General features: G+C 38.1%; 22 protein-coding genes and 1 pseudogene. 15 read left to right on the top strand and 8 right to left on the bottom strand.

The annotated features are described in order from the left end of the window. The first annotated feature begins 237 nt into the window (after nucleotides 1–237). The 11 genes and pseudogenes from I588_RS20840 to I588_RS20795 all read left to right on the top strand — a co-directional run bounded on the left by I588_RS20840 (nucleotide 238) and on the right by I588_RS20795 (nucleotide 10,566). On the top strand, nucleotides 238–642 hold the full coding sequence (locus I588_RS20840; RefSeq protein ID WP_010758907.1) for a hypothetical protein: 405 nt from the start codon (nucleotides 238–240) through the stop codon (nucleotides 640–642). 66 nt (nucleotides 643–708) lie between these two features. Then, nucleotides 709–873, top strand: a pseudogene (locus I588_RS28250) (hypothetical protein); the annotation flags it as partial. Between the two features lie 325 nt (nucleotides 874–1,198). Next, a complete protein-coding gene (locus I588_RS20835) occupies nucleotides 1,199–3,691 on the top strand; it encodes a sigma 54-interacting transcriptional regulator (protein WP_010758908.1) in 2,493 nt (830 codons plus the stop codon). A gap of 168 nt (nucleotides 3,692–3,859) precedes the next feature. After that, nucleotides 3,860–4,249: a PTS sugar transporter subunit IIA gene (locus tag I588_RS20830; RefSeq protein ID WP_010758909.1), complete on the top strand. Its 390-nt coding sequence runs from the start codon at nucleotides 3,860–3,862 to the stop codon at nucleotides 4,247–4,249. A 15-nt stretch (nucleotides 4,250–4,264) separates the two neighbouring features. Continuing rightward, on the top strand, nucleotides 4,265–4,735 hold the full coding sequence (locus I588_RS20825; RefSeq protein ID WP_010758910.1) for a PTS sugar transporter subunit IIB: 471 nt from the start codon (nucleotides 4,265–4,267) through the stop codon (nucleotides 4,733–4,735). After that, nucleotides 4,732–5,577 (top strand): PTS mannose/fructose/sorbose transporter subunit IIAB, encoded by an 846-nt coding sequence (locus I588_RS27025; RefSeq protein WP_010758911.1) that lies wholly within the window; start codon nucleotides 4,732–4,734, stop codon nucleotides 5,575–5,577. Before I588_RS20825 ends, I588_RS27025 begins: the two co-directional genes overlap by 4 nt. Nucleotides 5,578–5,589: 12 nt before the next feature. After that, a complete protein-coding gene (locus I588_RS20815) occupies nucleotides 5,590–6,342 on the top strand; it encodes a PTS mannose/fructose/sorbose/N-acetylgalactosamine transporter subunit IIC (protein WP_010758912.1) in 753 nt (250 codons plus the stop codon). 1 nt (nucleotide 6,343) lies between these two features. After that, nucleotides 6,344–7,168, top strand: coding sequence for a PTS system mannose/fructose/sorbose family transporter subunit IID (locus I588_RS20810; RefSeq protein ID WP_010758913.1), 825 nt, complete (start codon nucleotides 6,344–6,346; stop codon nucleotides 7,166–7,168). Nucleotides 7,169–7,185: 17 nt separating this feature from the next. Further along, nucleotides 7,186–8,475, top strand: a complete 1,290-nt coding sequence (locus I588_RS20805) for a Sapep family Mn(2+)-dependent dipeptidase (RefSeq protein WP_010758914.1) — start codon at nucleotides 7,186–7,188, stop codon at nucleotides 8,473–8,475. After that, entirely contained in the window at nucleotides 8,472–9,626 is a 1,155-nt protein-coding gene (locus tag I588_RS20800) for a trans-sulfuration enzyme family protein (RefSeq protein WP_010758915.1), read from the top strand. Before I588_RS20805 ends, I588_RS20800 begins: the two co-directional genes overlap by 4 nt. Beyond that, nucleotides 9,613–10,566, top strand: a complete 954-nt coding sequence (locus I588_RS20795) for a uroporphyrinogen decarboxylase family protein (RefSeq protein WP_010758916.1) — start codon at nucleotides 9,613–9,615, stop codon at nucleotides 10,564–10,566. Before I588_RS20800 ends, I588_RS20795 begins: the two co-directional genes overlap by 14 nt. Nucleotides 10,567–10,642: 76 nt before the next feature. On the opposite strand, the gene I588_RS20790 is transcribed toward I588_RS20795, so the two are convergent. From I588_RS20790 to I588_RS20765, 7 genes are all read right to left on the bottom strand, one after another. Continuing rightward, a complete protein-coding gene (locus tag I588_RS20790) occupies nucleotides 10,643–11,065 on the bottom strand; it encodes a methyltransferase (protein WP_010758917.1) in 423 nt (140 codons plus the stop codon). Next, the gene (locus I588_RS20785) at nucleotides 11,043–11,642 is read right to left on the bottom strand and encodes a class I SAM-dependent methyltransferase (protein ID WP_010758918.1); all 600 of its coding nucleotides are present in this window, start codon (nucleotides 11,640–11,642) and stop codon (nucleotides 11,043–11,045) included. Before I588_RS20785 ends, I588_RS20790 begins: the two co-directional genes overlap by 23 nt. 691 nt (nucleotides 11,643–12,333) lie before the next feature. After that, complete coding sequence (locus I588_RS27370) at nucleotides 12,334–12,432, bottom strand: type I toxin-antitoxin system Fst family toxin (protein WP_139244068.1); 99 nt, start codon at nucleotides 12,430–12,432, stop codon at nucleotides 12,334–12,336. 68 nt (nucleotides 12,433–12,500) lie between these two features. Continuing rightward, complete coding sequence (locus tag I588_RS27020; RefSeq protein WP_010758919.1) at nucleotides 12,501–13,094, bottom strand: DUF2922 domain-containing protein; 594 nt, start codon at nucleotides 13,092–13,094, stop codon at nucleotides 12,501–12,503. A 58-nt stretch (nucleotides 13,095–13,152) separates the two neighbouring features. Continuing rightward, nucleotides 13,153–13,545, bottom strand: coding sequence for a hypothetical protein (locus tag I588_RS20775; protein WP_010758920.1), 393 nt, complete (start codon nucleotides 13,543–13,545; stop codon nucleotides 13,153–13,155). A gap of 127 nt (nucleotides 13,546–13,672) precedes the next feature. Next, nucleotides 13,673–13,915, bottom strand: a complete 243-nt coding sequence (locus tag I588_RS20770; RefSeq protein WP_010758921.1) for a DUF2922 domain-containing protein — start codon at nucleotides 13,913–13,915, stop codon at nucleotides 13,673–13,675. Between the two features lie 2 nt (nucleotides 13,916–13,917). Next, nucleotides 13,918–14,133, bottom strand: coding sequence for a DUF1659 domain-containing protein (locus I588_RS20765; protein WP_010758922.1), 216 nt, complete (start codon nucleotides 14,131–14,133; stop codon nucleotides 13,918–13,920). Between the two features lie 511 nt (nucleotides 14,134–14,644). Between I588_RS20765 and I588_RS20760 the strand changes: the two genes are divergently transcribed. Continuing rightward, nucleotides 14,645–14,995, top strand: coding sequence for a hypothetical protein (locus tag I588_RS20760; protein ID WP_010758923.1), 351 nt, complete (start codon nucleotides 14,645–14,647; stop codon nucleotides 14,993–14,995). A 78-nt stretch (nucleotides 14,996–15,073) separates the two neighbouring features. Here the strand turns inward: I588_RS20760 and I588_RS20755 are convergent, their stop codons facing one another. Next, nucleotides 15,074–16,231, bottom strand: coding sequence for a hypothetical protein (locus I588_RS20755; protein WP_010758924.1), 1,158 nt, complete (start codon nucleotides 16,229–16,231; stop codon nucleotides 15,074–15,076). Between the two features lie 1,273 nt (nucleotides 16,232–17,504). On the opposite strand from I588_RS20755, the gene I588_RS20745 reads away from it, so the two are divergent. The 3 genes from I588_RS20745 to hpfG all read left to right on the top strand — a co-directional run bounded on the left by I588_RS20745 (nucleotide 17,505) and on the right by hpfG (nucleotide 22,284). Continuing rightward, a complete protein-coding gene (locus tag I588_RS20745) occupies nucleotides 17,505–18,611 on the top strand; it encodes a response regulator transcription factor (protein WP_010758926.1) in 1,107 nt (368 codons plus the stop codon). Between the two features lie 209 nt (nucleotides 18,612–18,820). After that, on the top strand, nucleotides 18,821–19,771 hold the full coding sequence (gene hpfH, locus I588_RS20740) for a (2S)-3-sulfopropanediol dehydratase activating enzyme (protein ID WP_010758927.1): 951 nt from the start codon (nucleotides 18,821–18,823) through the stop codon (nucleotides 19,769–19,771). A 32-nt stretch (nucleotides 19,772–19,803) separates the two neighbouring features. Then, the gene (gene hpfG / locus I588_RS20735) at nucleotides 19,804–22,284 is read left to right on the top strand and encodes a (2S)-3-sulfopropanediol dehydratase (RefSeq protein WP_010758928.1); all 2,481 of its coding nucleotides are present in this window, start codon (nucleotides 19,804–19,806) and stop codon (nucleotides 22,282–22,284) included. Nucleotides 22,285–22,297 lie beyond the last annotated feature (13 nt).

Genomic DNA, 22,297 nt, shown 5'->3' with positions numbered 1-22,297 from the left:
TCAATCTATTTAAAATGAGAAAAAACAGATCCCAGTATAAATAGCTGTTATCAATTATCTAAAAAAAGCAAGAGTGTATCAAAATTACCTACCTTTATCTTTCAATACAGCAACCTTAGAAATAAGATTATTTTGAACATTCAGAGATACATTCTTAAAAAAGACACAAAGACTCATCAAGGATTTTTCCTCAAGATAGCGTATAATAAAATGAAACCATCAAAAAGGATGAGCACAATGAGCCCAAAAGTAGTTATCTCAGGAAGTATGGATTTTCAGAAAGAGTATAAAGAGCTAGTTCAAAGTTTTGAATCTAAAGGTTGTGTAGTTATCGACTATCCCAAGTTAAGCAATAACTTGGCAGAGGAGTATCCGATCATCCTTTCCAATTATTTTAGAAATATTGAAGCAGCAGATATATTTTATTTGTTTAACAAAGAAAAAAACGAAATGCCCGGTTATATCGGTGCGGCTAGCTTCTCGGAGCTTGCTTATGCAGTGAGTCAGAATTTGATTCATGATAAGCAGATTGAGATAATTTTAGCGGAAAGACCTGCTGAAAATGTTCCATGTTCTCCCGAAGTGAAACTATGGTTGCAATATGAATGGCTAAAAATTGACAATGAAACAGATAGATTTTAACTATCAGCTCTCTTGCTAGTAGCAAAACCTATGGGAGAAGTCTATTAATTTGAGTATAAAGCAGACTTACTGCAGGTAATCAAAAACGAGTGCAGGCTTCCGAATTTGCCAATTATTTATAATCTAAACTTCGGACATAACACCACGATAATTAGTTTGCCAATTGGCTGTAAGGTGGAAATTGACTGTTGGCCCGAAGAAGTAACCTTAATTGAAAATCCTGTTATTTAGCAGCACCTTAGCCATCTGTGATACAAAAGATGATTGAGGTGCTGCTAAATAATGGAAAACAATCTTTTTAGGGCATAGATTCTGGTAGGTAGACCATAATTTAGAAATATAAGCTTCTGATAGCAACTAGAAGTTTTTAACAAAAAGAGGCGTTCATCTTACAAAAAAAATTTCTCATCTTTGAAATGTAAATAACTTAAATAAGTATCTATTCTTATTTTTTAGTTTCACTTGATAATCAGATTTTCGGATACTATACTTGGTAAAAGTACATACTAAAAACGATTTGGGGAAGTCGTAAAATGAGAATGAGGCGGGGAAGTTAATGAAAAGAATTGATTTAGTGCATCAAAAATTAATAGATACTTCTCGTGAGCAGCTGGCTTTGTATGGAACCGAAATTAAAGGAAGTACTTCAACGGAGATTGCAGATGAGCTTGGTTTGGATCGAGCAAATGTCAGCAAGGATTTGAATCGCTTAGTGGGTGAACAAAAGGCTATCAAAATAAATAGAAGACCGGTACTATTTATTGATAAGCAAACGATTGAAGATGGCTTTCATTTTACTATAAAAGAGGCTTCTTTTTCATCTCTGGAACAGCTGCAGAAAATGTTAGCGAAAGAGCAACGAACGCAAGATTCAGGCTTCTTCGATTTAGTTGGTGAAGCAGGTTCACTGAAAGAAGCGGTAAAGAAAGCACAAGCGGCAATTTTATATCCAGTCAATGGATTGACGACGTTGATAACTGGAGAAACCGGCGTAGGAAAATCGTTATTTGCTGAAAGAATGTACCTGTATGCTTTAAATGAGGGAAAGGTGCCAGAGAAAGCTCCCTTCATTACTTTTAATTGTGCTGACTTTGCTGATAATCAACAATTGCTGCTGTCTCATCTTTTTGGTCACAAAAAAGGATCCTTCACTGGTGCAACAGAAGACAGCAAAGGTCTCGTTGAGGCAGCAAACAATGGCTTTTTATTTCTTGATGAAGTGCATCGTTTGAGTGCCAAAGGACAAGAAATGCTGTTTTATTTGATGGATAAAGGAATTTATCGGAAATTAGGTGACGTTGAACACGACTATGTAACAAATGTTCGTTTGATTATGGCTACTACTGAGCAGCCCTCTGAGGTGATGTTGAATACTTTCTTGAGACGTATACCTGTTCATATCCATTTGCCACCTTTATATCAGAGAAGCTGGGAAGAAAAAATGGCCTTTATTAGTCGTTTTGCCAGAGAAGAAAGCCGCAGGATCAGCCGAGATATTCGAATGAACCAAGAAGTGCTGAGCCTCTTGTTGAATTATCATTTTGAAGGAAATATTGGACAATTAAAAAGCGATCTTCAGTTTTCCTGTGCCAATGCCTTTGTCGATACAATAAAAAATGGATCTCATGAAGTATCAATAGAAATTCGGCATCTACCTGTAAGTATTGCTCAACATTTGGATGGTATCGAAGATCAGCGAAGACTTGCTCATAACTTACCGGAGAGTTTGCTTTTTAAACATGAAAAAAGTGTACAGATGTTTTCCTTTGAAAAAAATGAGCAGGAAGTTTATCAACGAATTAAAGAGAATTTCTTATTAATGAAAAATGCGGGTAATACTGCTGTTTATGAAGACGAAGCACAGGTAGTTATTTCCGAATATACAGGGAAAATGATGCAAAAAGTTAACCAAGAAGCCATTAGTAAAGATGCTGTTGTGAAGAACATGTTTATTGACGGCAATATTTTGGCAGCTGTTAAGCAGCCTTTAGCCAGCTTTGTCGATAAGGAGAATTTGGAACTTTATAGTAAAATCATTGCCTATCACCTCACTATTGTTTGGAAAAATGCAGCAACAACTTTTGAAGAGAATGACCTAGACAATCTGCTGGGTGAATCTGGAGAAATTTCCATGGCGACCAAACAAATCGTTTACCAAACGAAAAACAATTTAGGCCTTTCTTTATCCGAATTGGATATCAAAATTGTTGATCGCATGTTGAATCAGTTGATTCAATATACGGATCGTCCACATGTTTCTTTATTGGTTGTTATGCATGGGGAAAACACGGCTTCCAGTATTGCTGACACGGTAAATTCACTTTTAGGTATCACTAGTGTAAAAGCGATTAATATGAGTTTGGAAGAAAAAGTTCAGGAGGTCTACGAAAGAACCAAGAAAAAGGTTCGTGAATTAGACAATGGGCTCGGTGTATTAATAATGGCTGATATGGGTTCAATTAAATCTTTTGAACAGAAATTAAAAGACGACCTAGGAATTACCGTTCGTGTGATAGACATGGCAAGTACCCCATTAATTCTAGAAGCAGCTAAGTTATCCTTAAGCCGCAAGCTGTCTTTAGAAGAGCTTGTTCAGTCACTTCTTTCTGTAATGTCGCGTCATTGGCAGTCTACGCAAGAGAGTTTTGATCCTAGTGATGATTTTCGTCATTTCGAGACTATGATGATTCAGCGCATGAAGAAAATTTTGGTCTTCCTGGATAGTAAAAAAGTATTTTTGCTTTTCAAATCAGTTTTAAAGGCAATTGCTGCAGATCTTAAAATTGACGTTACCGATGAGTTTCTATTAAAGTTTATTTTCCACAATGGCTGCATGATTGAAAAAGTTTTAGTTGATTCCTCAGAACAAGAAGAGATTCCTGTTAATTATCAATCATCGTCTCATTTAATTGAGTTGCTGGAAAAGCACTATTTGATTGTAGATGAATTCTTTGGTATTGAGGTTCCAAAAAAGGAATTAATGAATGTGGCCGATATCTTTGTTTACGAATTTCCAGAACAATTATTTTTATATGACCCAGTAGGTTAATCGGGCCGGTAAGAGAACTAAGATTCAACCCACAAGACAACCCACTAAACTTTCAGGAAGTGAACTGGAGGTTTAGTGGGTTGTTTGTGTTGTACAAAGCGCATGAAAACACGGAAAAGAAAAGTTGGCATGCAACTTGCTATTAAAGGAGTGAGAGGAGGGGATGACATGATAGGGATTCTCTTAGTGACACATGGAGAATTTGGAGAAGAAATAAAGCGCAGTGCCGAATTGATTATTGGTCCTATTTCCAATTGCCAGACGATTTCGTTAAACAGAGATGATAGTATTTCAAATCTGAAGGACGAGGTAGAAGCGGCATTGGACAGTCTAAATCAAGGAGAAGGGGTTATCGTTTTGGTGGATTTGGTTGGTGGCTCACCATTTAACGTCTGTTCGGTAACCTTAAAACAAAGACGAAACTTCAAACTGTTATCCGGCTTAAATTTATCCATGATCGTGGAAGGTGCAATGATGCGGGAAACGATGAGACTCGACGACTTAACGAAGCATTGCAAACAAACAGGAATCAATAGTGTAATTGAAGTCAATCCATAGGAAAGAGTGGACAAAATGCTATTTATTCGTTGTGATGACCGATTGGTTCACGGACAAGTCCTTTTTAAATGGACAAATAAAAAGAACATCAAAAAAATTGTTGTCGTAGATACAGCCACAGCATCCGATTTGATCGAAAAACAAATGATTTTAATGTCAAAGCCCAAAGATTGTGAGATTGAAATTTTACGTAGTACAGAAATGGATCGTATTTCTCAGGAAACGCAGGAAGCATTAATGATTCTCTTTAAGGATATTCAAACGGCATGCTCCTTTGTAATAAATCGTCATATCGACTGTTTGAATATTGGTAGAATGGCTTCTGGTATTGGAAGAATCAAATTGTTTAATAATTTATTTTTAACTAGAGAAGAAATTGCTAATCTCCAACAACTAATAGATAAAAAAGTCTACGTATATTATCAAATGGTACCCGATGAAAAAGCGGTCGATTTGAAAAAAATAATTGAGGAGCTCAGTTTATGAAGACAATCGTATTGCTAACACATGGCACTTGGGGGAGCAGTTTGATTGAGGATGTCAAAGTACATTTTGGAACAAGAGATGAACTGCTGCATTATTCATTAAATGCTGATATGGACCATGAACAGCTCTTGAAGCAAATGAAACAAGAGCTTGTTGAAAAAAAAGAATTGATTATCGTTAGTGATTTGCATGGTAGTACTACGTACAAAATCTCCATCCGTTTAGGTCTAGACTTAGGCGCTAAAGTATACACTGACTTATCATTGCGTCTATTACTTGATTTAATGAGTAATTGCAGCGAGTACTATGAAGATGTCATCGAAACATTTAATCAATTTAAAATGGAGGAATCAACTATGGAAGAAATTAAATTTGCTCGTGTAGATCATCGCTTAATTCATGGACAGGTAATTACCAAATGGATGAAATTAGTCAATGCTAACAAGATTGTGATTGTTGATGACACGTTGGGAAAAGATCCCTTTATGGCTGATGTATATGCTATGGCCGCTCCAGAAGGTGTAAAGGTTGAAATTATTGATACACAAGAAATTGTTGAACGACTAACTAACGGGATATATGCAAATGATCAGCTTTTCTTATTGTTCAAAAATATTTCTTCCGTAAAGAATGCTGTCAACAATGGATTAAAACTGAAACAGCTCCAATTAGGCGGTGTCCCTTACGAACAAGGACGGACAAAGGTTATCTCAGCTGTATCATTACTAAAAGAAGAAGTGGATTTCTTAGAAGAATTGACCAGCAGTGGAACAGAGGTTGTTGCACAAATTGTGCCAGAGGAATCGGCGATGGGGTTTGACGAAATTAAAAATAAATTTTAGGGGGAGATTTCTATGCAATCTACAGTAATGTTAGCTCTTTTCACAGCTTTATGGTATTGGATAGCAGCCAGTATCGCTGGCTATACACTTTATCCAATTCTTAAATCACCAACGTTTATTGGTTTTGCACTAGGACTTTTTTGGGGAGATGTTACCACAGGGTTAATAACCGGAGCTGGAATTGAAGTAATCTACTTAGGAATGGTGGCTGCGGGTGGAAACATTCCGTCAGATAAATCACTGGCTGCGTTAATTGCTATCCCAATTGTACTTCAAACTGGAGTTTCTACCGAGGTTGCCGTAAGTATCGCTGTACCGATGGGGATCATAGGTGTTTTCATTAATAACATTCGCCGTACAGGGAATGCTTTTCTGGTTCATAAAGCTGATGACTATGCAGAAGCTGGCAATATTAAGGGAGTTTGGCGATGTGCTACTACTTACTCACTTATTTTTGGTTTTTTCCTAAGGTTTCCAATCATTTTTTTAGTGAATTATTATGGGTCAGATTTAGTCGATAAAATCCTCAAGGTTATCCCAGAATGGGTAATGAATGGGTTAACGGTAATGGGTGGCGTGTTGCCAGCGTTAGGATTTGCGACAACAATCTTTATGATCGGTAAAAAGCAGTACATTCCATTGTTCATTGCAGGTTTCTTCCTAGTTAAGTATTTTGAACTTCCGATTATGGGGGCCGCAATATTTGGAACCTGTTTAGCATTAATGATGACTATCGGCAGTAGTGTTGGAACGGAGGGTGCATAAAATGGAAAATACAGAAGAAAGAAAAGGCCTGCTAACCAAGAAGGATGTAACGAAAACGTATTTAAGATGGTGGTGGACAGCAGAATTGTCCAATAGCTTTGAACGAATGCAAGCTTTGGCTGTAGGAGCTTCTTTTGCCCCTGTCTTGAAGAAGCTCTATCCAGAAGAAAAGGACCTGAAAGCAGCAATGAAAAGGCACCTTGGATTCTTCAACACTCAAGCCATTTGGGGAGGATTAATTCACGGAAGTGTGTTAGCGATGGAAGAGCAAAAAGCGCAAGGAGAACCTATTCCTGATGAAGTAATTACGGATTTTAAAACAGGATTGATGGGGCCAATGGCTGGTATCGGCGACGCAATTGATGCAGGAACATTTTTAGCAATTTTTTCAGCACTGGGGGCTTCATTTGCAGCAGAAGGAAACGTTATTGGCGCATTCTTTATTGTTATCTGGTGCATTATTAATTTCTTTGAAGGATACTTTTTCTTTCATTATGGCTACAAGCTTGGAAGAGGCTCGATTGTCAAAGTTCTCCAAGGTGGGTTAGTCAACAGCATTATAAAAGGCGGCAGTATCTTAGGCATGTTTATGATGGGGGCTCTATCAGCCGCAATGGTTTCACTTTCCACGACGGTTTCGCTAAATATTTCCGGCAAAGAGATCAGTCTGCAAGAAACGTTAGACAAGATTGCTCCAGGACTGCTGCCATTAATTCTCGTATTCTTTGTTTACTGGGGGATGACCGCTAAAAAATGGAATGCTTCGAAGCTTTTGTGGATTCTAATAATCTTCAGTCTGGTGGGGTCGCTTATTCGTCTATTCTAGAAGGGGGGAGTCTAATAGTGACGTTACTACAGGAAACGATTGCTCTTTTGAAAAAAATGATCTCTTATCATTCTTATCCTACCAGTAATACGACTGACCAAGAGGATATTTTGGATTTTACTTTAGACTATTGCTCTGAGCTTGGATTCATAGTCAAAAAAGTAACCAGCACATTAGGTTGGGTTCAACTAGGCACAGAAGGTCCTCTTGTTGCATTTCCTGTTCACCTAGATGTTGTTCCTCCAGGAAATGGTTGGGACACCGATCCATTTACCTTAGTCGAGCAGGCTCAGACGCTTTACGGTAGAGGTGTATATGATAACAAGGGACCAGCAGCAGTGATGATTGTCCTTTTAAATGAACTCAGACAGAAAATTGAAGAAAAAGGTGTACGTGCAAGAATTATCCTGGGTGCCCAAGAAGAAACTGGAATGGCTTGTATCCAGCACTATACTTTACGGGAAGAAAAACCGATTTCCGGGTTTGTCCCTGATGCTATGTTTCCAATTGTTGTTAGCGAAAAAGGCCGGATGCATATTCTCCTAGAATCAACGGAGGAGATTGCCTGGCTTGATGAAATCCTTGCCGGTGAGCAAGTAAATTCAGTACCGGATCGCGCAACGATGAAAGTGAAAAGTAAAAAAGTATTAGACAGGATGGTTCTCACTGGTGCAAGCAACCATGAAAATGAAATGGTTGTTTATCAAGGTGTTTCCGCCCATGCTGCGAAACCAGAGGCGGGTAAAAATGCTTTCTACCTGCTGATGAATGCGATGGCTCCTGCGATTCGATCTAAAAAAATGAATAATTTACTACAAATTTCTGACTTGAACGGTGAAAGTATTGGATTAAGCTGTCCCGAAAGTCGTTTTGGAAATACCACAATTAACGCTGGCATAATCAATTTTAAAGAGAATAAATGGCAGGTTGAACTAGACATTCGTTTTAATAATAACCTGACTCAAGAAACGATTTTGCACAAGCTTCGGCAGTTTTTCCCTGATTGGACGCTGAAGGTTCTAAACACTAAAGATGTGCATTTAGTAGAAAACAGGCACTTAGCAGATCAATTAGTTGGTCTTTATCGTCAGTATTATCCGACAGATCAAACAGAGCCAATTTATATGGGTGGAAGTACCTATGCCAGCTACTTCGATAATTTTACAGCTTTTGGTCCGAGGTTTCCTGATACTCGAACCTATGCCCACGGGAAAAATGAACGCATGAAGCTGTCTGATTTAGAAAAGCTACTACAAATTTACAAAGACGCGATTCAAATAGTCATAGAAGAGGCGATAAAAACATGAACGTTGATACTAAAGTACTCCACAGCTACCCAGTGATTGATTCAGAGACTGGAGCAGCAGCTATTCCTAAATATCAAGCTTCAACCTTTCATCAAAAAAACTTTCCTGACAGTCAGGAGTACACCTATACCCGTTTTGGTAATCCTACGGTGAAGGCTGCCGAAAAAGCTGTAGCAGCTTTAGAAGATGCTAAATACGGCATTGCTTTTTCTTCTGGTATGGCCGCAATAACAGCGTCATTGCTAGTCTTAAATTCAGGAGATCATCTTGTCCTAGGAGGGAATATTTATGGTGGTACCTTCCAATTGCTGACAGAGCTGTTGAATAGATTTAACGTTACTTATACCTTTGTCGATGAACGAAATCCTTTAGCTTGGGAGGAGGCTATACGTTCTAATACTAAGATGTTCTATTTGGAGACTCCTTCCAATCCTTTGCTGACAGTTACAGATATTCAAGCAGTTTGTAGAATTGCCAAAACGCATGGGCTCATAACTATTTGTGATAATACCTTTATGACACCCTATTTTCAACAACCATTGATCCTCGGTGTAGACATCGTTATACACAGTGCCACGAAGTTTCTGGGTGGGCACAGCGATATAGTTATGGGGGTTGCAGTAACGAATAGCGAAGAGCTCAAAGAAAAGCTGCGTAAAAATCAAAAAATTATCGGATCAATTCCCGGCATTGAGGAAGCGTGGCTCTTGTTAAGAGGCATAAAAACCTTAGCAGTGAGAATGAAACAAGCCAGCTGTAATGCACTAATTTTAGCCAACAGGCTGCAATCACTAGTCAACGTACAGGCTGTTCATTATCCGGGACTGGAGAATCACCCAGATCATTTGCAGCATTTTAAACAAGCAACCAATGGAGGAGCAGTCTTATCCTTTGAGCTGAATACGGAAAGGCAAGTTCATCAATTATTTCAGCGAATAAAACTTCCGATCGTAGCGGTAAGTTTAGGTGGTGTGGAGAGTATTTTATCCTATCCATGGACAATGTCCCATGCCTGTATGGCTGAATCTGACCGTTTAAAAGCTGGCGTAACGCCCAAACTAGTAAGGCTGTCTTGCGGTATAGAAGATGTTGACGATTTATGGCTAGACATTCAGCAAGCACTTGAAGGAGAAGAAAATGAAGAAAATTGAACGAGTAAACTGCGTGCTAAAAGGAGAAATACCCGACCAGATTCCTATGGGATTTTGGTTGCATTTTCCTAAAGACATTATTTCTAAAGGCGTAGAGGCACAAGTTGCTGCTCATCTTGATTTTAAAGACAAAACTCAAACAGATATTTTGAAAATCATGAACGAAAATGAGATGCGCGGTAATCATAAAATTGAACAGCTTCACGAATGGAAAAATATCCCGAAGCTCTCCAAGACTTCTAAGTTGATTACCGATCAAGCGGATATTCTGCAAAGAATTGTAGAAGCTAACCAAGAAGATTGTTACTTGTTGGGAACGGTTCATGGCTTAATTGCTTCCCTGTCCCATGCTTCAGGTCATAGTTATTCTGTTTCTCCTGCTTTAATTAATGACCATTATCAGCGAGATCCTGAGGCTGTGATGGATGGGCTAAAGATTATTGAAGAAAATACACAACATGTTTTAGAGATGACGATGAATTCAGGTGTACAAGGCATCTATTATGCCGCTTTAGGGGGAGAGAAACATAAGTTCAACGAAACATTTATCCAAGAGCTACTAAAGCCAGCAGAAAGTGGCTTACTAAAACATGCTGAGGAAAGAGAAACCATCTCCATTTTTCTTCATATTTGTAAAGAAGACACTATTTTAAGGAATTACCAAGATTATCCTTGCGATGTTGTCAATTGGGCGATGCATGAAAGCAGCTATTCCTTTGACGAGGCACGTCAAATTTTTGGTAACAAAGTCTATTTAGGTGGATTCGATGATCGATCCGGGGCATTGGTTGACGGAAGCGAACAGGAGATACAAGAGAAACTAAATAAAATTCACCAAGAATTTAAAGGCAATCGCTATATTATCGGTGCGGATTGTACCTTACCAACAGATATTCCATTGGCTAAGCTTCGTCACATTCACGAATATCTTCAACAATAAGAAAGAAAAGTCTCTAAATGCGTGTATTTCGGTACTTAGAGACTTTTTTGTAAGTGAAACGCAGCGAATCATGAATCTATTGATTGTTGGAAAAGATATAAACTGTTGAAGGCCCATTCAAATCAATTTGATCAATTTTTGACAGATGAACAGCTTCAAAAATTTGAAGCAGCTGCTTATCTGTGAAGGAGCTTCCGGTACCAACAAGTGAAAAGAACGAATCAAACATTGACTCTAAACTATCAGAAGGATTTGTTAGCAAAAATTCGTTCACGAGAATTAACCCATTAGGCTTCAAGTAACGTCTAGCATTTTTTATCAACTCAATATTTTCTTCTTGATTATAGCCATGCATGACATTACTTAAAATAATAATATCGACTTTAGAAACATCCGGCAGTTCTTCGAAAATATTTCCTGCTTGAAACTGAAGACGCCCTTGAGCAACCAGATCTTTATTCTTATCTTCTGCAATCTTAGTGACTGTTTCGGTGTTCAATCCCAATCCCTTGCCAGGTCACGTTTTCTTTAAGTAAAGAAGCGGTATAGAAGCCGGTTCCACAGCCTAAGTCTAATATCGTCAAATGATCCTTTTCTAAAAGACTATCTTTGAAGTGGTTCACAATAGCTTCGGCGCTTATTTTAGCCAAGGAATTAAGAAAAGGCATTGCACTATCCCAAACCTTGGTGTTATTACTCGCAAAGACATTGATCCCACTCTCTCCAGTTCTAGCCATTTCTGTCAAATGTCCAAATAATTCTCGATTTAGCTGCTGATGAAGTAACCAAATCTCTCCATTATACCAAGGGCTGCTCTTCAATACATAGGCAGAATACTTTTCACTAATCGAGTAGTTTCCAGACTCTTCTATTAGGAAATCAGAGTTCTCAAGCAAAGTGAGAATTCGCTCAATGGTAGGTAAATGATAATTTCCTTCTTTACTCAAGTCTTCGGCCGTATCAAAGCCTTGATCAATCTTATCGAAAAGTTCTAATTCTAAGGCTGTTAGAATGGCTTCGGTTTCAGCTGGCTTCCAAGTAGCCAACAGAAAATCATGATAGTTATCTTTTACCATTTTTTTACCCTCATTTCTTTCACGTATTTACAAAAAAGAAAATATATAATATCCAGTAAAACACTAATATTGATTCGATTCACAAATAGACAAAAATTTGTGAATTCGTTTAGTCACCAGAGAGGTAAAAAATCACTATGACTATAGATTCAATTTTAACTTATTATAGAAAGAATTAGCTTTATCCGTAGTTAATACAGAAATAAATGGTTCTTTTATCTACAGTATTAAATTCTCGTATAGATTCACCGGCTTATTCACGTCTTCTTTTTTGTTTAGAGAATGATCATAAGCTTATCCAACATGTCCTTCAACTTATTAGCTTGTTGAAGCACTAACAAATCGCTTAAAGAAATAAATTAGACGTTTTTACAGAGATGCAAAATAAAGAAAACCATACTACTTTGTTCTATACCTGTCTTCTATTTAGTTTTTAACGTAAGAAGAGAGAGGCAATTACTAAAGTTTTATCTTTTAATTTGAAAATGCTTTTCAATCAAGCAATAGTCAAAATAACTCATTATGTATATTTTTAACAGTCTTTCAATTCAAGTAAATATATAAAAATTAATAGTCATCAAATGACCACCTGCAAAGGGCGCCATCTTTACAGGTGGTTTCGCTTTTATTCAGATTTCAATGAACGTGTAGCTATTACAACTGTCTCATTTTGCAATAGCTTGTTGTATCGTCAGGGATCATGATCATCTAACCAGTGATTAACCAATGCGATAACCAGTCCGACAAAAATCGGGGCTAAAATATACTGTACAAGAGATTGCAAATTCATCACCCCCCTTCAGTGCAGCTCATGATCCAGACGAATCTATTTTACCTACGCTGGTAAATGATCAGACATCATGAAGGTGTTTCAGGTGGGTTCTTTTGTTTTCTTTTCTCCTGCTCCTTGGCTTTCCTTCTTTTTCTTCGCTTCACCATTTCTTTGACAACATCGTAGAAATTATCAGAAATAGGAGCGGCTTCCTCCGTAGTATTGATTGATTTAATTGTTAAAGGGTTCGATATAGTTACTCCAGTCTGGTCTGCAGAAGCTTCATTAGTTAGTGAAGCAGACAGAACCTCGTGAGCTTTACTTCTAATAGGTGATAAATTAAAAGATACCTCTGGAACTTTCGGTGTTTCCTCCCGTAAACAGCGAAGTGCAGTCGATTGTTCAGCAGTATTATTTTCAGTTACCTCCGGTTCTTTGGGAGCAGAGGCTCCAAACAGTTCATCGCCTTCAAAAATTGGTGTGACAATTGTTTCTACATATTTCGCTTTCACGACTTTCTTAAACAATCCTACGCCATCTTTTTCGAAGAGTTCCAATCTGGTTAGCAAAGCCAGTGTTTCTTTGATCTCTTCAGAACTTTTGGTGATATCAGGATTATTAAAAGAAAAATTATGTTTCTTGCCTTCACTATTCAGGAAGGTAGACACTAGTCTGATCATTGGTTTGGCTCCTTTCATCATTTATTCGCGTAGGTGAGACAGACGATAAGTATCATTTTCAGGTGGCTTCAGTGTCAGCTTCTGTATGGAATAATTTGGCAACTTGTGACTTGATCAGAGACTTGGCTTTTTCGATAAAATTGCGAACAGGGTTCAGCTTTAAATTCAGGATGCGCAATTCACTGGTTTCAAAATAATCTACAAAATACCAGAAAAACTGCTTCATGGTTCTCGTCGCCTTGGTATTCATAAATAAGTGACGAACTAAGTCTTGCAATACCAGAGCAAACTCCTTCGCACCAAGCTGGTATCGGACACGTAAAGCAAGTAATAGCTTGATGGTCATGGTGCCATTCTGAGTTTCCTGGTAATATTCCATGAGTCTTTGTTCAATAGTTTCGAGTTTTAAGTTAAACAGTTGTTGGTGGGTGAAGGGTTGCTCTGACATCATAATGGATTCCTCATTTCTTTTCTTTATAGATAAGTATTCATTCAACCAACTACCTAGGAAAGCTGGTTCAATCATAAAGTAATGCAAGAGAAGCATGACACGTCTGTCGCTGCTTCTCAATTAATAATTAGCGTGTAACAGGAACTTCTTCAAAGATCGGTGTTTCAATCGTTTCGACATACTTGGCACTTACGACGGATTCATATTGGCGAATCCCGTCTTTATGAAAGAGGTTCAATTTCGCCATTTCTTCCAAAAGAGCTTTAATTTGTGAAGGTGTCTTGGTGGTATCAGGATTGCTCAAGCTCCAGGTCTGATTTTTTCCCATACCATTTCTAAAAATAGAGACTAACTTAACGACTTTTTTCATGCTTATTCAACCTCCATGGTAATTCGTGACTGCACAGTCATAATCACACTATCCAATGAGCTACCTTGTTGAGACAAATCTGCCATAATTTCCCCCAACTTTACTACATCTTCTTCAGGTGGATTGTCGATCACGTTTGAAAAATTCACTTTCTTTTGTTTATCTTCGCCTGCTTGTTCAATTTGTACTTGTAATTTTGTGCCCAATTTTTGTATCATTTCGGTTCCTCCGTTTCTGTAATGTTTTTTTATTTTGGATTATGGTGCTTGTTTTGTTTCCCGGCCGGTGACTAAAAGATAACGGATTTCTCGAAAAAAAGAAAGAGTCGTTATAGGCAGGTTTGGGTAGTTATAGACCCCCTCCAATTTTTGAAAAGGTTGATTTAATAGGATTCTTAAAAAAAAGAGCGAAAAAAGGCCCCCTATAACTACCCAAAATATTTTTTTGCTTTTTTGGTTAAAAAAAGAGGAGAAATACGCTAGAAACATTGTTAAATCAAGGAATATGAGGTGTAAATATTTTTCGAGATTTTTTTCTTAAAGGGTAGTTTTAGAACCATGAAAGCAAAAAAATAGAAAAAAGCAGCCGATCTGTCGTTTCTTCGACAAATCGACTGCTGATTAAGTGTTATTTGTACTTACTTAATTAAGGTATCCCTATACAAAAGATGCCTAATAGCATAAAATCAAATTAGAGCAATCATTACTAATTAAGAATTGGAGACACCTGATGAATTACAAAAAAATACAGCAAAAAAATATTCCAGGACTAACTTTTTTCGGTGATGTTCTTCCTGCAGCTATTGATAATTTTCAGCTATCTATAGGTGATTTGTTTGAATCAGTAGAGGACAAGCCGTTAGAAGAATTTGAGCGTCAAATGACAGAGGATGGGAATAAACGTACTTATCTGGTTAAGATGCCTGAAAAATATGTAGAAAAAAGTTTTAAATCAGATTTCTACAAAGCAGCACTTCAAGAAGAAATCGATTCCGATTGTTTAGGTAAAATTCATTCGATCCGTTATTACAAAGATTTTGAAGGGAAGTATCTAGTGCAGTTCATTTTCGATATTAAGTAGTTGAACTTTTTTATGTTTGAAAAAACACTCCTTAGAGCTGACACTTTGTTCTAAGGAGTGTTTCATAGTAATTAAATTTTAGTAAGCACCATCTCGTACGTTATTTGTAATATCAAATGACGTTTGTTTGAACGGTACTTGTCCCTTCGTAGTAACATCTGCACCATTTTTGTATACTTTCAAATTGCGCACTTTTGCGGTTGCGTTTGTGCTGTTCACGTGTAAGATATAAGCATTTCCACCGGGAACTAATTTAGTTTTGTACTGACCAACTAAGGTATTGTTCACGTAGGCTTGCATATAACCGGAGTCATAATATCTTACTTTCAGATTTACTGATTGGTTACTAGCAATTCTAGGCGCGTTTGTATTTACCGAGTAATACTGTTGACCAGTATTTCCTGCACCAGCAGGGAAGTTAATATTAGTCGTATTGATTCGCCCTTGTGCAAAGTTTCCATCGTTACCAGCTTGATAGTGCAACCCAACACCAATTTGGCCACTAGCATTACCATTTCCAGCAATTACAAATTGTGTTTCGTAATCACTTCCTGATCCTACCATTGCAACATCTGCGACAAACTCGATAGTCGCTGTTCCTAATGATGCATTATCAAAGGCTTTATTTGAATAAAGCAAACGATAGGAGCCCGGATTATTTTGCTCTGTACCACCTGTACCAGTAATGTTTACGTCAACCTTTTTCGGTGTTACTCCAGGATTTGGTGCGGGATTAGGATTTCCTTGACCAACCGCTGAAGCGTAAAACGCAGTTCCTTCAGATCGCCAGCCTAGACCAACTAGATGGTTTCTTTCATTCCCATCCGTAGTATAGTGGTGAGTACCAGATTTTGCATTTGGGTTGTATAAGCGATAGACAGGAATTGCGCCACCTGAGTGCCATGAAATACCCTCATAACGCCAACCAACTCTTGTTAAATGATCACGTTCGTTTGTATCTAGCGTGTAGAAGTGGTCGCCTCCGTTATTGGGATTAAACAGACGGTGTACCTGAACACCTTTGTCTGGAGCTGTCCACGCAGTTCCTTCATCCTGCCAACCTGCGTTAACTACAAATGGAATTTCATTGTAATACTGCGTATACAGATGTTCACCTGTATTAGGATTATATGCGCGGTACAAAGTAGACGCATCAGCAGAATCCGCTTGAACGACCGCAGCACCCAACATTAGCATCGCTGCCCCAACAAAAGCATAAGAAAACCCTTTCTTCATGTTCATCTCCTCCAAAATTTACGCTTTAAAAGCGCTTTATTTTTGTACTCCTTTATTTTACCTTTCATATTTGATTAATGCAATAGCATTACTATTCTTATTTTTTACAAATGATAACACTTATTTTTACGTATAAATTAGTTATTTACGTTTAACAAAATAGGGTTGGATTTTAAAAAATGTATCAGATAAAGTTTTTAAAAGTCTAAAAATTAATTGAATGGAAGGGATAGGATTTTATTGAGTGTTATCAGAGAAAGGATGTTTAGCTGATCGTAGGTTAAGAATGTCTAGATTTTATGTTCTAAAAATTAAAATAATAGTTTTCATATGACAAAAAACGATAATGAATAAGAAGTGACCATCCCGGAAAGCGATCAAGTGACTGATATACTTTCCATAAAAAAGTACAGCTCAACAACACAGATAGAATGCTGACAATCTGAGCATTAGAAAACCAAAAACACCCTCTTTTCAAACTATTTTCTAAAGGAAATTCCACACTGATAATCGACTTCATTCGATAAAATATAAAAAGAAAAAAAATCACCCCATGTAATAGGTTATAATCATTAATAATCACACAAGTTAAAAAATATGTTTAAAGAGTAGGAGTAGAAGCTTTACTTAGATAGAGTATGACGTCTATCGATAAGAAAATCTAGTTTAGTAGTTTAATCCAAATAGCTTTTAGAGCTGATTATGAATTGCCCTATTTGAATAGGATAAAGGAGAAAAATAGTTGAGGAAATATAGGAAACTTTTGCTGGTTTTCGTTTTAATAATTGGTTTTTTCTTTACCTGTAAAGGATTGTTTAGAAACCTGCGATATGAAACAACATTTGATCAAAGTTTTATATCACCCAATCGGAATACTAAAATTTTTGTGCGCTATGACTATGTAAGTCGGCCAAGTGTATTCTTAAAAGATGGAAGAGAGATTTATAGTTATGAAGGTCCAGGTTTTATGGAGACCCTCCAGTTTGATGTAGAGTGGGTGGATAATGATACGTTTATTCTCTACAATAAGCAAGTAAATGAGAGCTATACAGTAGAAATACCTCGTTGATTTCTTTTTGCTTTGTTACGCAGCCTCAGTTTTTGTCTATTTCCTCAGTTATTTAATTCAAGTGCCTGTTGCTTGTTTTCAATATTCCAATGACGTGCTAAGAAGAGGCATGCTATAATCTAACTACTAATCAGTAGGAAAGATGTCTGTGAATCGCATACACAGATCAACTGCAAAACAATGTTTAATGATGGGGGAAGCATTATGAATGAAGAGCATGCTGATCAGGTTAATTTTTTCTCAGAAATTTCCGAATATCAAATTGCTGCCCGCGAATTTTTTAGTACTGTTTTATTGGATTATTTAGCTAAGAATTTTGGCTGGAAGAAGGTACTCATTTCTTATTACGATACGCAGGGAGATTTTCTATCTTGGACTAGCTGGCAAGGGATCTCAATGGATCATAGTGAGCATCCGTACCGAATTTTTTTCGCCAATGATGTTATTCGACATGTGATCTACCAGGAGGCTTTGCGAGATCAATTGACCTATTTCAACGTTGAACCGCGCGTATACAAGTCCACTGATATCATTGCGCAAAGAGATTATGAGCCCTCTGCTTATGTCCGTTTCATTGAAGAAAATTTTCAGCAGCATTATAGTACAACCTTAGCCTTTGGAATGAATGGCTACATCCAGGTAACTTTTTTCAAAACTTGGGATCAAGGAGATTTTACCGTAGAGGAGCTTGCCCAGCTTAATGAGATTTACGTTTATCTGGCAAATTCCTACAAGAACTTTAAGAAGTTCGAGCAGGCCAAGATTGTTCAAAATATTCAAAATGAAATTATTGCTTCCGGTGAGAAAGCCTATCTGGTTACCGATGATTTTATGCATATTATGAGTTATAGTCAAACTGCGGTTAAGTGCTTGACTGATATTTTAGGTCCTGTGATTGCTGACCAGATAAGCAGCACCACACCTTGCAGCTGGCTGCCATTCCTTTTAGGAGGAGAAGAAGGCACTAGCTCAGAACGTGTTCAGAAAAAAATCATTAAAAACTATATCTTCAAAATTTATACCTATGATCAAACCTATTCCAATGGTATCATTGATCGTTACCATTGGATTACGATTGCTAAAAAGGATGAAGAAAAAGTCCCCGCTTTTTCGTTGAACAATTTACCACTAACAGCAACTGAACAACGCGTGGCCGAGTTGATGTATCAAGGACTAACCTATAAGGCAATTGCTGATAAGATGGTAGTCAGCTATCATACCATCAAAAAGCATGTCCAAAATATTTATATTAAATGTGAAGTGAATAGTCGATTTGAACTGTACAAATTAATGGAGAGTCAAGAAAACTAAAACTTGAACAAAATATACGTAGAGCCTAGACAAATGTCTAAGGCTCTTTTTCGTGGTCTATTTTTGAGATCGTTTTCGATAAATTGTAGAAAGAATAGGGAACATTCCCTATATGAAATAACCCTGATGCCCACTTATGTTAAAACTTCAATTTTGTTAAACTTTGAGCAAGTTAAAGATTCTTAGAACGGATGGAGAGAAGGGAAGCTATGTCTCAGCAAGGAGTCGTTTTTGACATTCAGAGATTTACCCTCCACGATGGGCCAGGACTCCGAACAGAACTGTTTTTAAAGGGTTGTCCAATGCGCTGTGAATGGTGTGGAAATCCCGAAAGCTGGTCAACAAAAATCGAGCTGGGCGTTTACAAATCAAAATGTATTTCCCAGAAAAAATGTGGACTTTGTGAAGGTGTAAGCGATCAGAAAGCTGATCTTCAGTTTCATCGGGGTAAATTGGTAGAAATAGAAAACAGGCAATGTTCTGATTGTTCAATCTATGCTGAAGTTTGTCCAGCCGATGCCATTAAGCAGTGGGGAAAAGAGATGTCTGTGGAAGAATGCATGGAAATCATTCGCAAAGATCGAGAATATTATGAACAATCCGGGGGAGGAGTGACAGTTTCAGGTGGAGAGGCATTATTGCAGAGTGATTTTGTAGCTGAGCTGTTTGCAGCTTGTAAGACAGAAGGCATTCAAACCTGTTTTGAGACGACTTTTTACGGGAATTGGCGAGAGGTGGAAAAGCTTTTACCTTATACAGATATTTGGATTTCAGACATTAAGCATATGGACAGCAGGCTTCATCAAAAGCATACTGGTGTCCGCAACAATCGAATTTTAGAAAATTTAAAAAAACTGACTGATTTAGAACGGGAATTGATTCTTCGTATTCCGGTTATTCCAGAGGTCAATGATGATCAGGAAAACATTGAAGCAACCGCAGATTTTATTTTAAATGAATTAGGCGGTCGTGTTCGAACACTGCAGCTCTTGAGCTTTATGCGACTAGGAGAGGAAAAATATCAAGCATTAGGGATTCCCTATGGTATGAAGGGGGTCAAGATTAGACGAAAGTCTTTCCAGAAAAAAGTGAGTAAAATTGCTGATTACTTTAATACCCGTGGCATTCATTGTTTAGTCGGAACTAAGGAGCAGGAATAAATCTGTTTATTTATTGAAGGAGGATTTTATAAATGAGTATCAAGCAAACCACAGCAGTTGGAACGGAGCCCTATAATAAAACCTATAGTATCGGATATCAGGTTCACCACGAGGATTGGTCACCGTTTCCTCGCGTAAATCAGTTAAGAGAAACTTTTTTGGATCGACCTTATGAGGTGGATGTAGAGCGGCTAAGATTAGTTACAGAAGCTTATCAAACACATGAGACATGCTCACGCAAATTAAAATGCGCGTATGCCTTTGAAAATGTTTTACTAAATTCCACCTTGTACATTTATGATGAAGATTTGATACTGGGAGAAATTGCGGCACCAGCCAAAGCTTCGCCCATTTATCCAGAATTTTCTGTTAACTGGATCATTGACGAGATTCTGCATTCGCCTTTTGAAGAGCGGCCCAATGATCAATTCTATATTCGCAACGAGGAAGAACGAAATGAAATTCTCGAGCTTTGCGCTTGGTGGAAGGGAAAAACTGTTGATGATTTGGTCAATGTTAAATTGGATGAGGACCAAACAAAAGGCTCCGAGGTTGGAGAAAAGATTTTCCAAACCAATCTTTATCATTATGCAGGAGCTGGACATTTGGCAATTGACTACGCGAAGCTGATGCGTGTTGGCTATATCGGCTTAATTGAAGAAGCCAAAGCTCGTTTGGCTAAGCTAAGCAAACGTGACCCCGAATATGGCGAAAAACGTGATTTCTATAAGGCTATGATTATTATGCATGAGGCTGCCAGAAAATACATTAAACGTTATGCCGTACTAGCAGAAGACCAAGCGAAAACCACAGAGGATCCGACGCGTAAGCTGGAGCTTAAGGAGATGGCAGTGAACTGTTATCAAATCGCGGACGGAGCTCCGCAAACTTTTTGGCAGGCACTGCAGCTGTTTAATATTGCGACTACTTTGATTCAAGTGGAAAGTAATGGACACTCAATTTCATACGGCCGCATGGATCAATGGTTGAAGCCTTACTATGAAGCGGATATGAAAAAAGGCACTGTCTCTAAAGAATTTATTTTAGAATTGCTTGAGGTTGTTTATGTAAAAATGAACAATCCTACGAAACTAAAAGATAAAGGGAGTATGGCTCTACGTAATGGCCGAGGCTTCGGTGGAGAGAGTCTGACTATTGGTGGAGTAGACCGGAACGGAAATGATGCCACTAATGATTTGACTATGCTGATGCTGGAAGCTTCTGCTCATACTCGTATGATGAACCCATGGGTTTGTGTGAGGATGCATGAACACACGCCTTACGAGCTAAAAGTAAAAACCATCGAATGCATTCGAGCAGGCTATGGTCATCCGAAATTGTTTAACGATACACCAACAATTAAAGGAATGATGCGCAAAGGAATGACTCTGGAAGAAGCAAGAGATTACTGTGTGGTCGGCTGCGTTGAAATAAGCTTGCCTGGCAAAGAGTATGGCTGGCATGATGCAGCATATGTGAATACACCAAAAATGATGGAAATGGTAGTAAATGGCGGTCGTAGTTTAAACACAGGGAAGCAACTGGGACCGGATACCGGCAGTTTAGATACTTATCAAAGCTTTGATGAAGTGTTAGAGAGTGTTGACCAGCAATTTGAGTATTGGACCGATCAAATGTGCAGCAGCTTGAATATTATTGATACAGTTCATAGAGAACTTAAACCGCTTCCTTATGTTTCAGCCTTTTTTGAGGATTGCTTAGAGTCAGGGAAGGATTTGACTGAAGGAGGAGCAAAATATAATGGTACAGGACCGCAAGCAAGCGGTATGGCTACCTGTGCAGATTCGTTATCAGCAATTAAGCAGTTAGTATTTGAGGAAAAACGGTACACTGGATCTGAGCTTTTACAGGCAGTTAAGGACAACTGGAAAGGTCATGAAGTTCTTTATGCCTTAGTCAATAGTTCAAAAGTACATCATTACGGAAATGATGATGATTACGCTGACGAATTATTTAAATTTATGTTCGAGTGTTATTGCCGACATATTAGTGGTCGTAAAAATCCACGAGGTGGAGAATTTAGCCCAGGTGTTTATTCAGTAAATGCCAATGTGGCGATGGGAATGAACACGAATGCTTCCGTTGATGGTCGTAAAAAAGGTGAAGCGATCTCGGATAATATGGGTCCGGTCCATACAGATGCTGGGTCGCACGATATTGCAGGACCCACGGCGCTAGTGAACTCTTTGGCGAAGGTTGATCATAGCTTAGCTACCAACGGAACATTAATGAATCTGCGTTTTCCTGAAGAAGCAGTGGCTGGAGTCGAAGGTAGGAATAATCTAATCAGCTTTGTGGATGCTTATATGGTCAAGCAGCTGATGCATGTTCAATTTAATATCATGAGCTCCGCGACAATGCGAGCAGCGCAAAAGAAACCGGAGGATTATAGAGACATGCTGGTACGTGTTGCCGGATACAGTGCCTACTTCGTTGAACTTGGCAAACCATTACAAAAGGATTTGATCCAACGAACAGAATTGAGTTTCTAATAAAATGGGAGTA

Origin of the sequence: Enterococcus pallens ATCC BAA-351 (assembly GCF_000407485.1) — a bacterium.
In the GTDB taxonomy this organism is placed as follows: domain Bacteria; phylum Bacillota; class Bacilli; order Lactobacillales; family Enterococcaceae; genus Enterococcus_A; species Enterococcus_A pallens.
This window is presented reverse-complemented; position numbering and strand designations above follow the sequence as displayed.

What these genes read in the sequence shown, in the direction of transcription:
- I588_RS20765 (WP_010758922.1), bottom strand. Translation starts at nt 14,133, where the DNA reads ATGATACAAAAATTGGGCACAAAATTACAAGTACAAATTGAACAAGCA.
- I588_RS20830 (WP_010758909.1), top strand. Translation starts at nt 3,860, where the DNA reads ATGATAGGGATTCTCTTAGTGACACATGGAGAATTTGGAGAAGAAATA.
- I588_RS20800 (WP_010758915.1), top strand. Translation starts at nt 8,472, where the DNA reads ATGAACGTTGATACTAAAGTACTCCACAGCTACCCAGTGATTGATTCA.
- I588_RS20810 (WP_010758913.1), top strand. Translation starts at nt 6,344, where the DNA reads ATGGAAAATACAGAAGAAAGAAAAGGCCTGCTAACCAAGAAGGATGTA.
- I588_RS20755 (WP_010758924.1), bottom strand. Translation starts at nt 16,231, where the DNA reads ATGAAGAAAGGGTTTTCTTATGCTTTTGTTGGGGCAGCGATGCTAATG.
- I588_RS20815 (WP_010758912.1), top strand. Translation starts at nt 5,590, where the DNA reads ATGCAATCTACAGTAATGTTAGCTCTTTTCACAGCTTTATGGTATTGG.
- I588_RS27020 (WP_010758919.1), bottom strand. Translation starts at nt 13,094, where the DNA reads ATGATCAGACTAGTGTCTACCTTCCTGAATAGTGAAGGCAAGAAACAT.
- I588_RS20745 (WP_010758926.1), top strand. Translation starts at nt 17,505, where the DNA reads ATGAATGAAGAGCATGCTGATCAGGTTAATTTTTTCTCAGAAATTTCC.
- I588_RS27025 (WP_010758911.1), top strand. Translation starts at nt 4,732, where the DNA reads ATGAAGACAATCGTATTGCTAACACATGGCACTTGGGGGAGCAGTTTG.
- I588_RS20835 (WP_010758908.1), top strand. Translation starts at nt 1,199, where the DNA reads ATGAAAAGAATTGATTTAGTGCATCAAAAATTAATAGATACTTCTCGT.
- I588_RS20785 (WP_010758918.1), bottom strand. Translation starts at nt 11,642, where the DNA reads ATGGTAAAAGATAACTATCATGATTTTCTGTTGGCTACTTGGAAGCCA.
- I588_RS20770 (WP_010758921.1), bottom strand. Translation starts at nt 13,915, where the DNA reads ATGAAAAAAGTCGTTAAGTTAGTCTCTATTTTTAGAAATGGTATGGGA.
- hpfG (WP_010758928.1), top strand. Translation starts at nt 19,804, where the DNA reads ATGAGTATCAAGCAAACCACAGCAGTTGGAACGGAGCCCTATAATAAA.
- I588_RS20795 (WP_010758916.1), top strand. Translation starts at nt 9,613, where the DNA reads ATGAAGAAAATTGAACGAGTAAACTGCGTGCTAAAAGGAGAAATACCC.
- I588_RS20825 (WP_010758910.1), top strand. Translation starts at nt 4,265, where the DNA reads ATGCTATTTATTCGTTGTGATGACCGATTGGTTCACGGACAAGTCCTT.
- hpfH (WP_010758927.1), top strand. Translation starts at nt 18,821, where the DNA reads ATGTCTCAGCAAGGAGTCGTTTTTGACATTCAGAGATTTACCCTCCAC.
- I588_RS27370 (WP_139244068.1), bottom strand. Translation starts at nt 12,432, where the DNA reads ATGAATTTGCAATCTCTTGTACAGTATATTTTAGCCCCGATTTTTGTC.
- I588_RS20775 (WP_010758920.1), bottom strand. Translation starts at nt 13,545, where the DNA reads ATGATGTCAGAGCAACCCTTCACCCACCAACAACTGTTTAACTTAAAA.
- I588_RS20760 (WP_010758923.1), top strand. Translation starts at nt 14,645, where the DNA reads ATGAATTACAAAAAAATACAGCAAAAAAATATTCCAGGACTAACTTTT.
- I588_RS20840 (WP_010758907.1), top strand. Translation starts at nt 238, where the DNA reads ATGAGCCCAAAAGTAGTTATCTCAGGAAGTATGGATTTTCAGAAAGAG.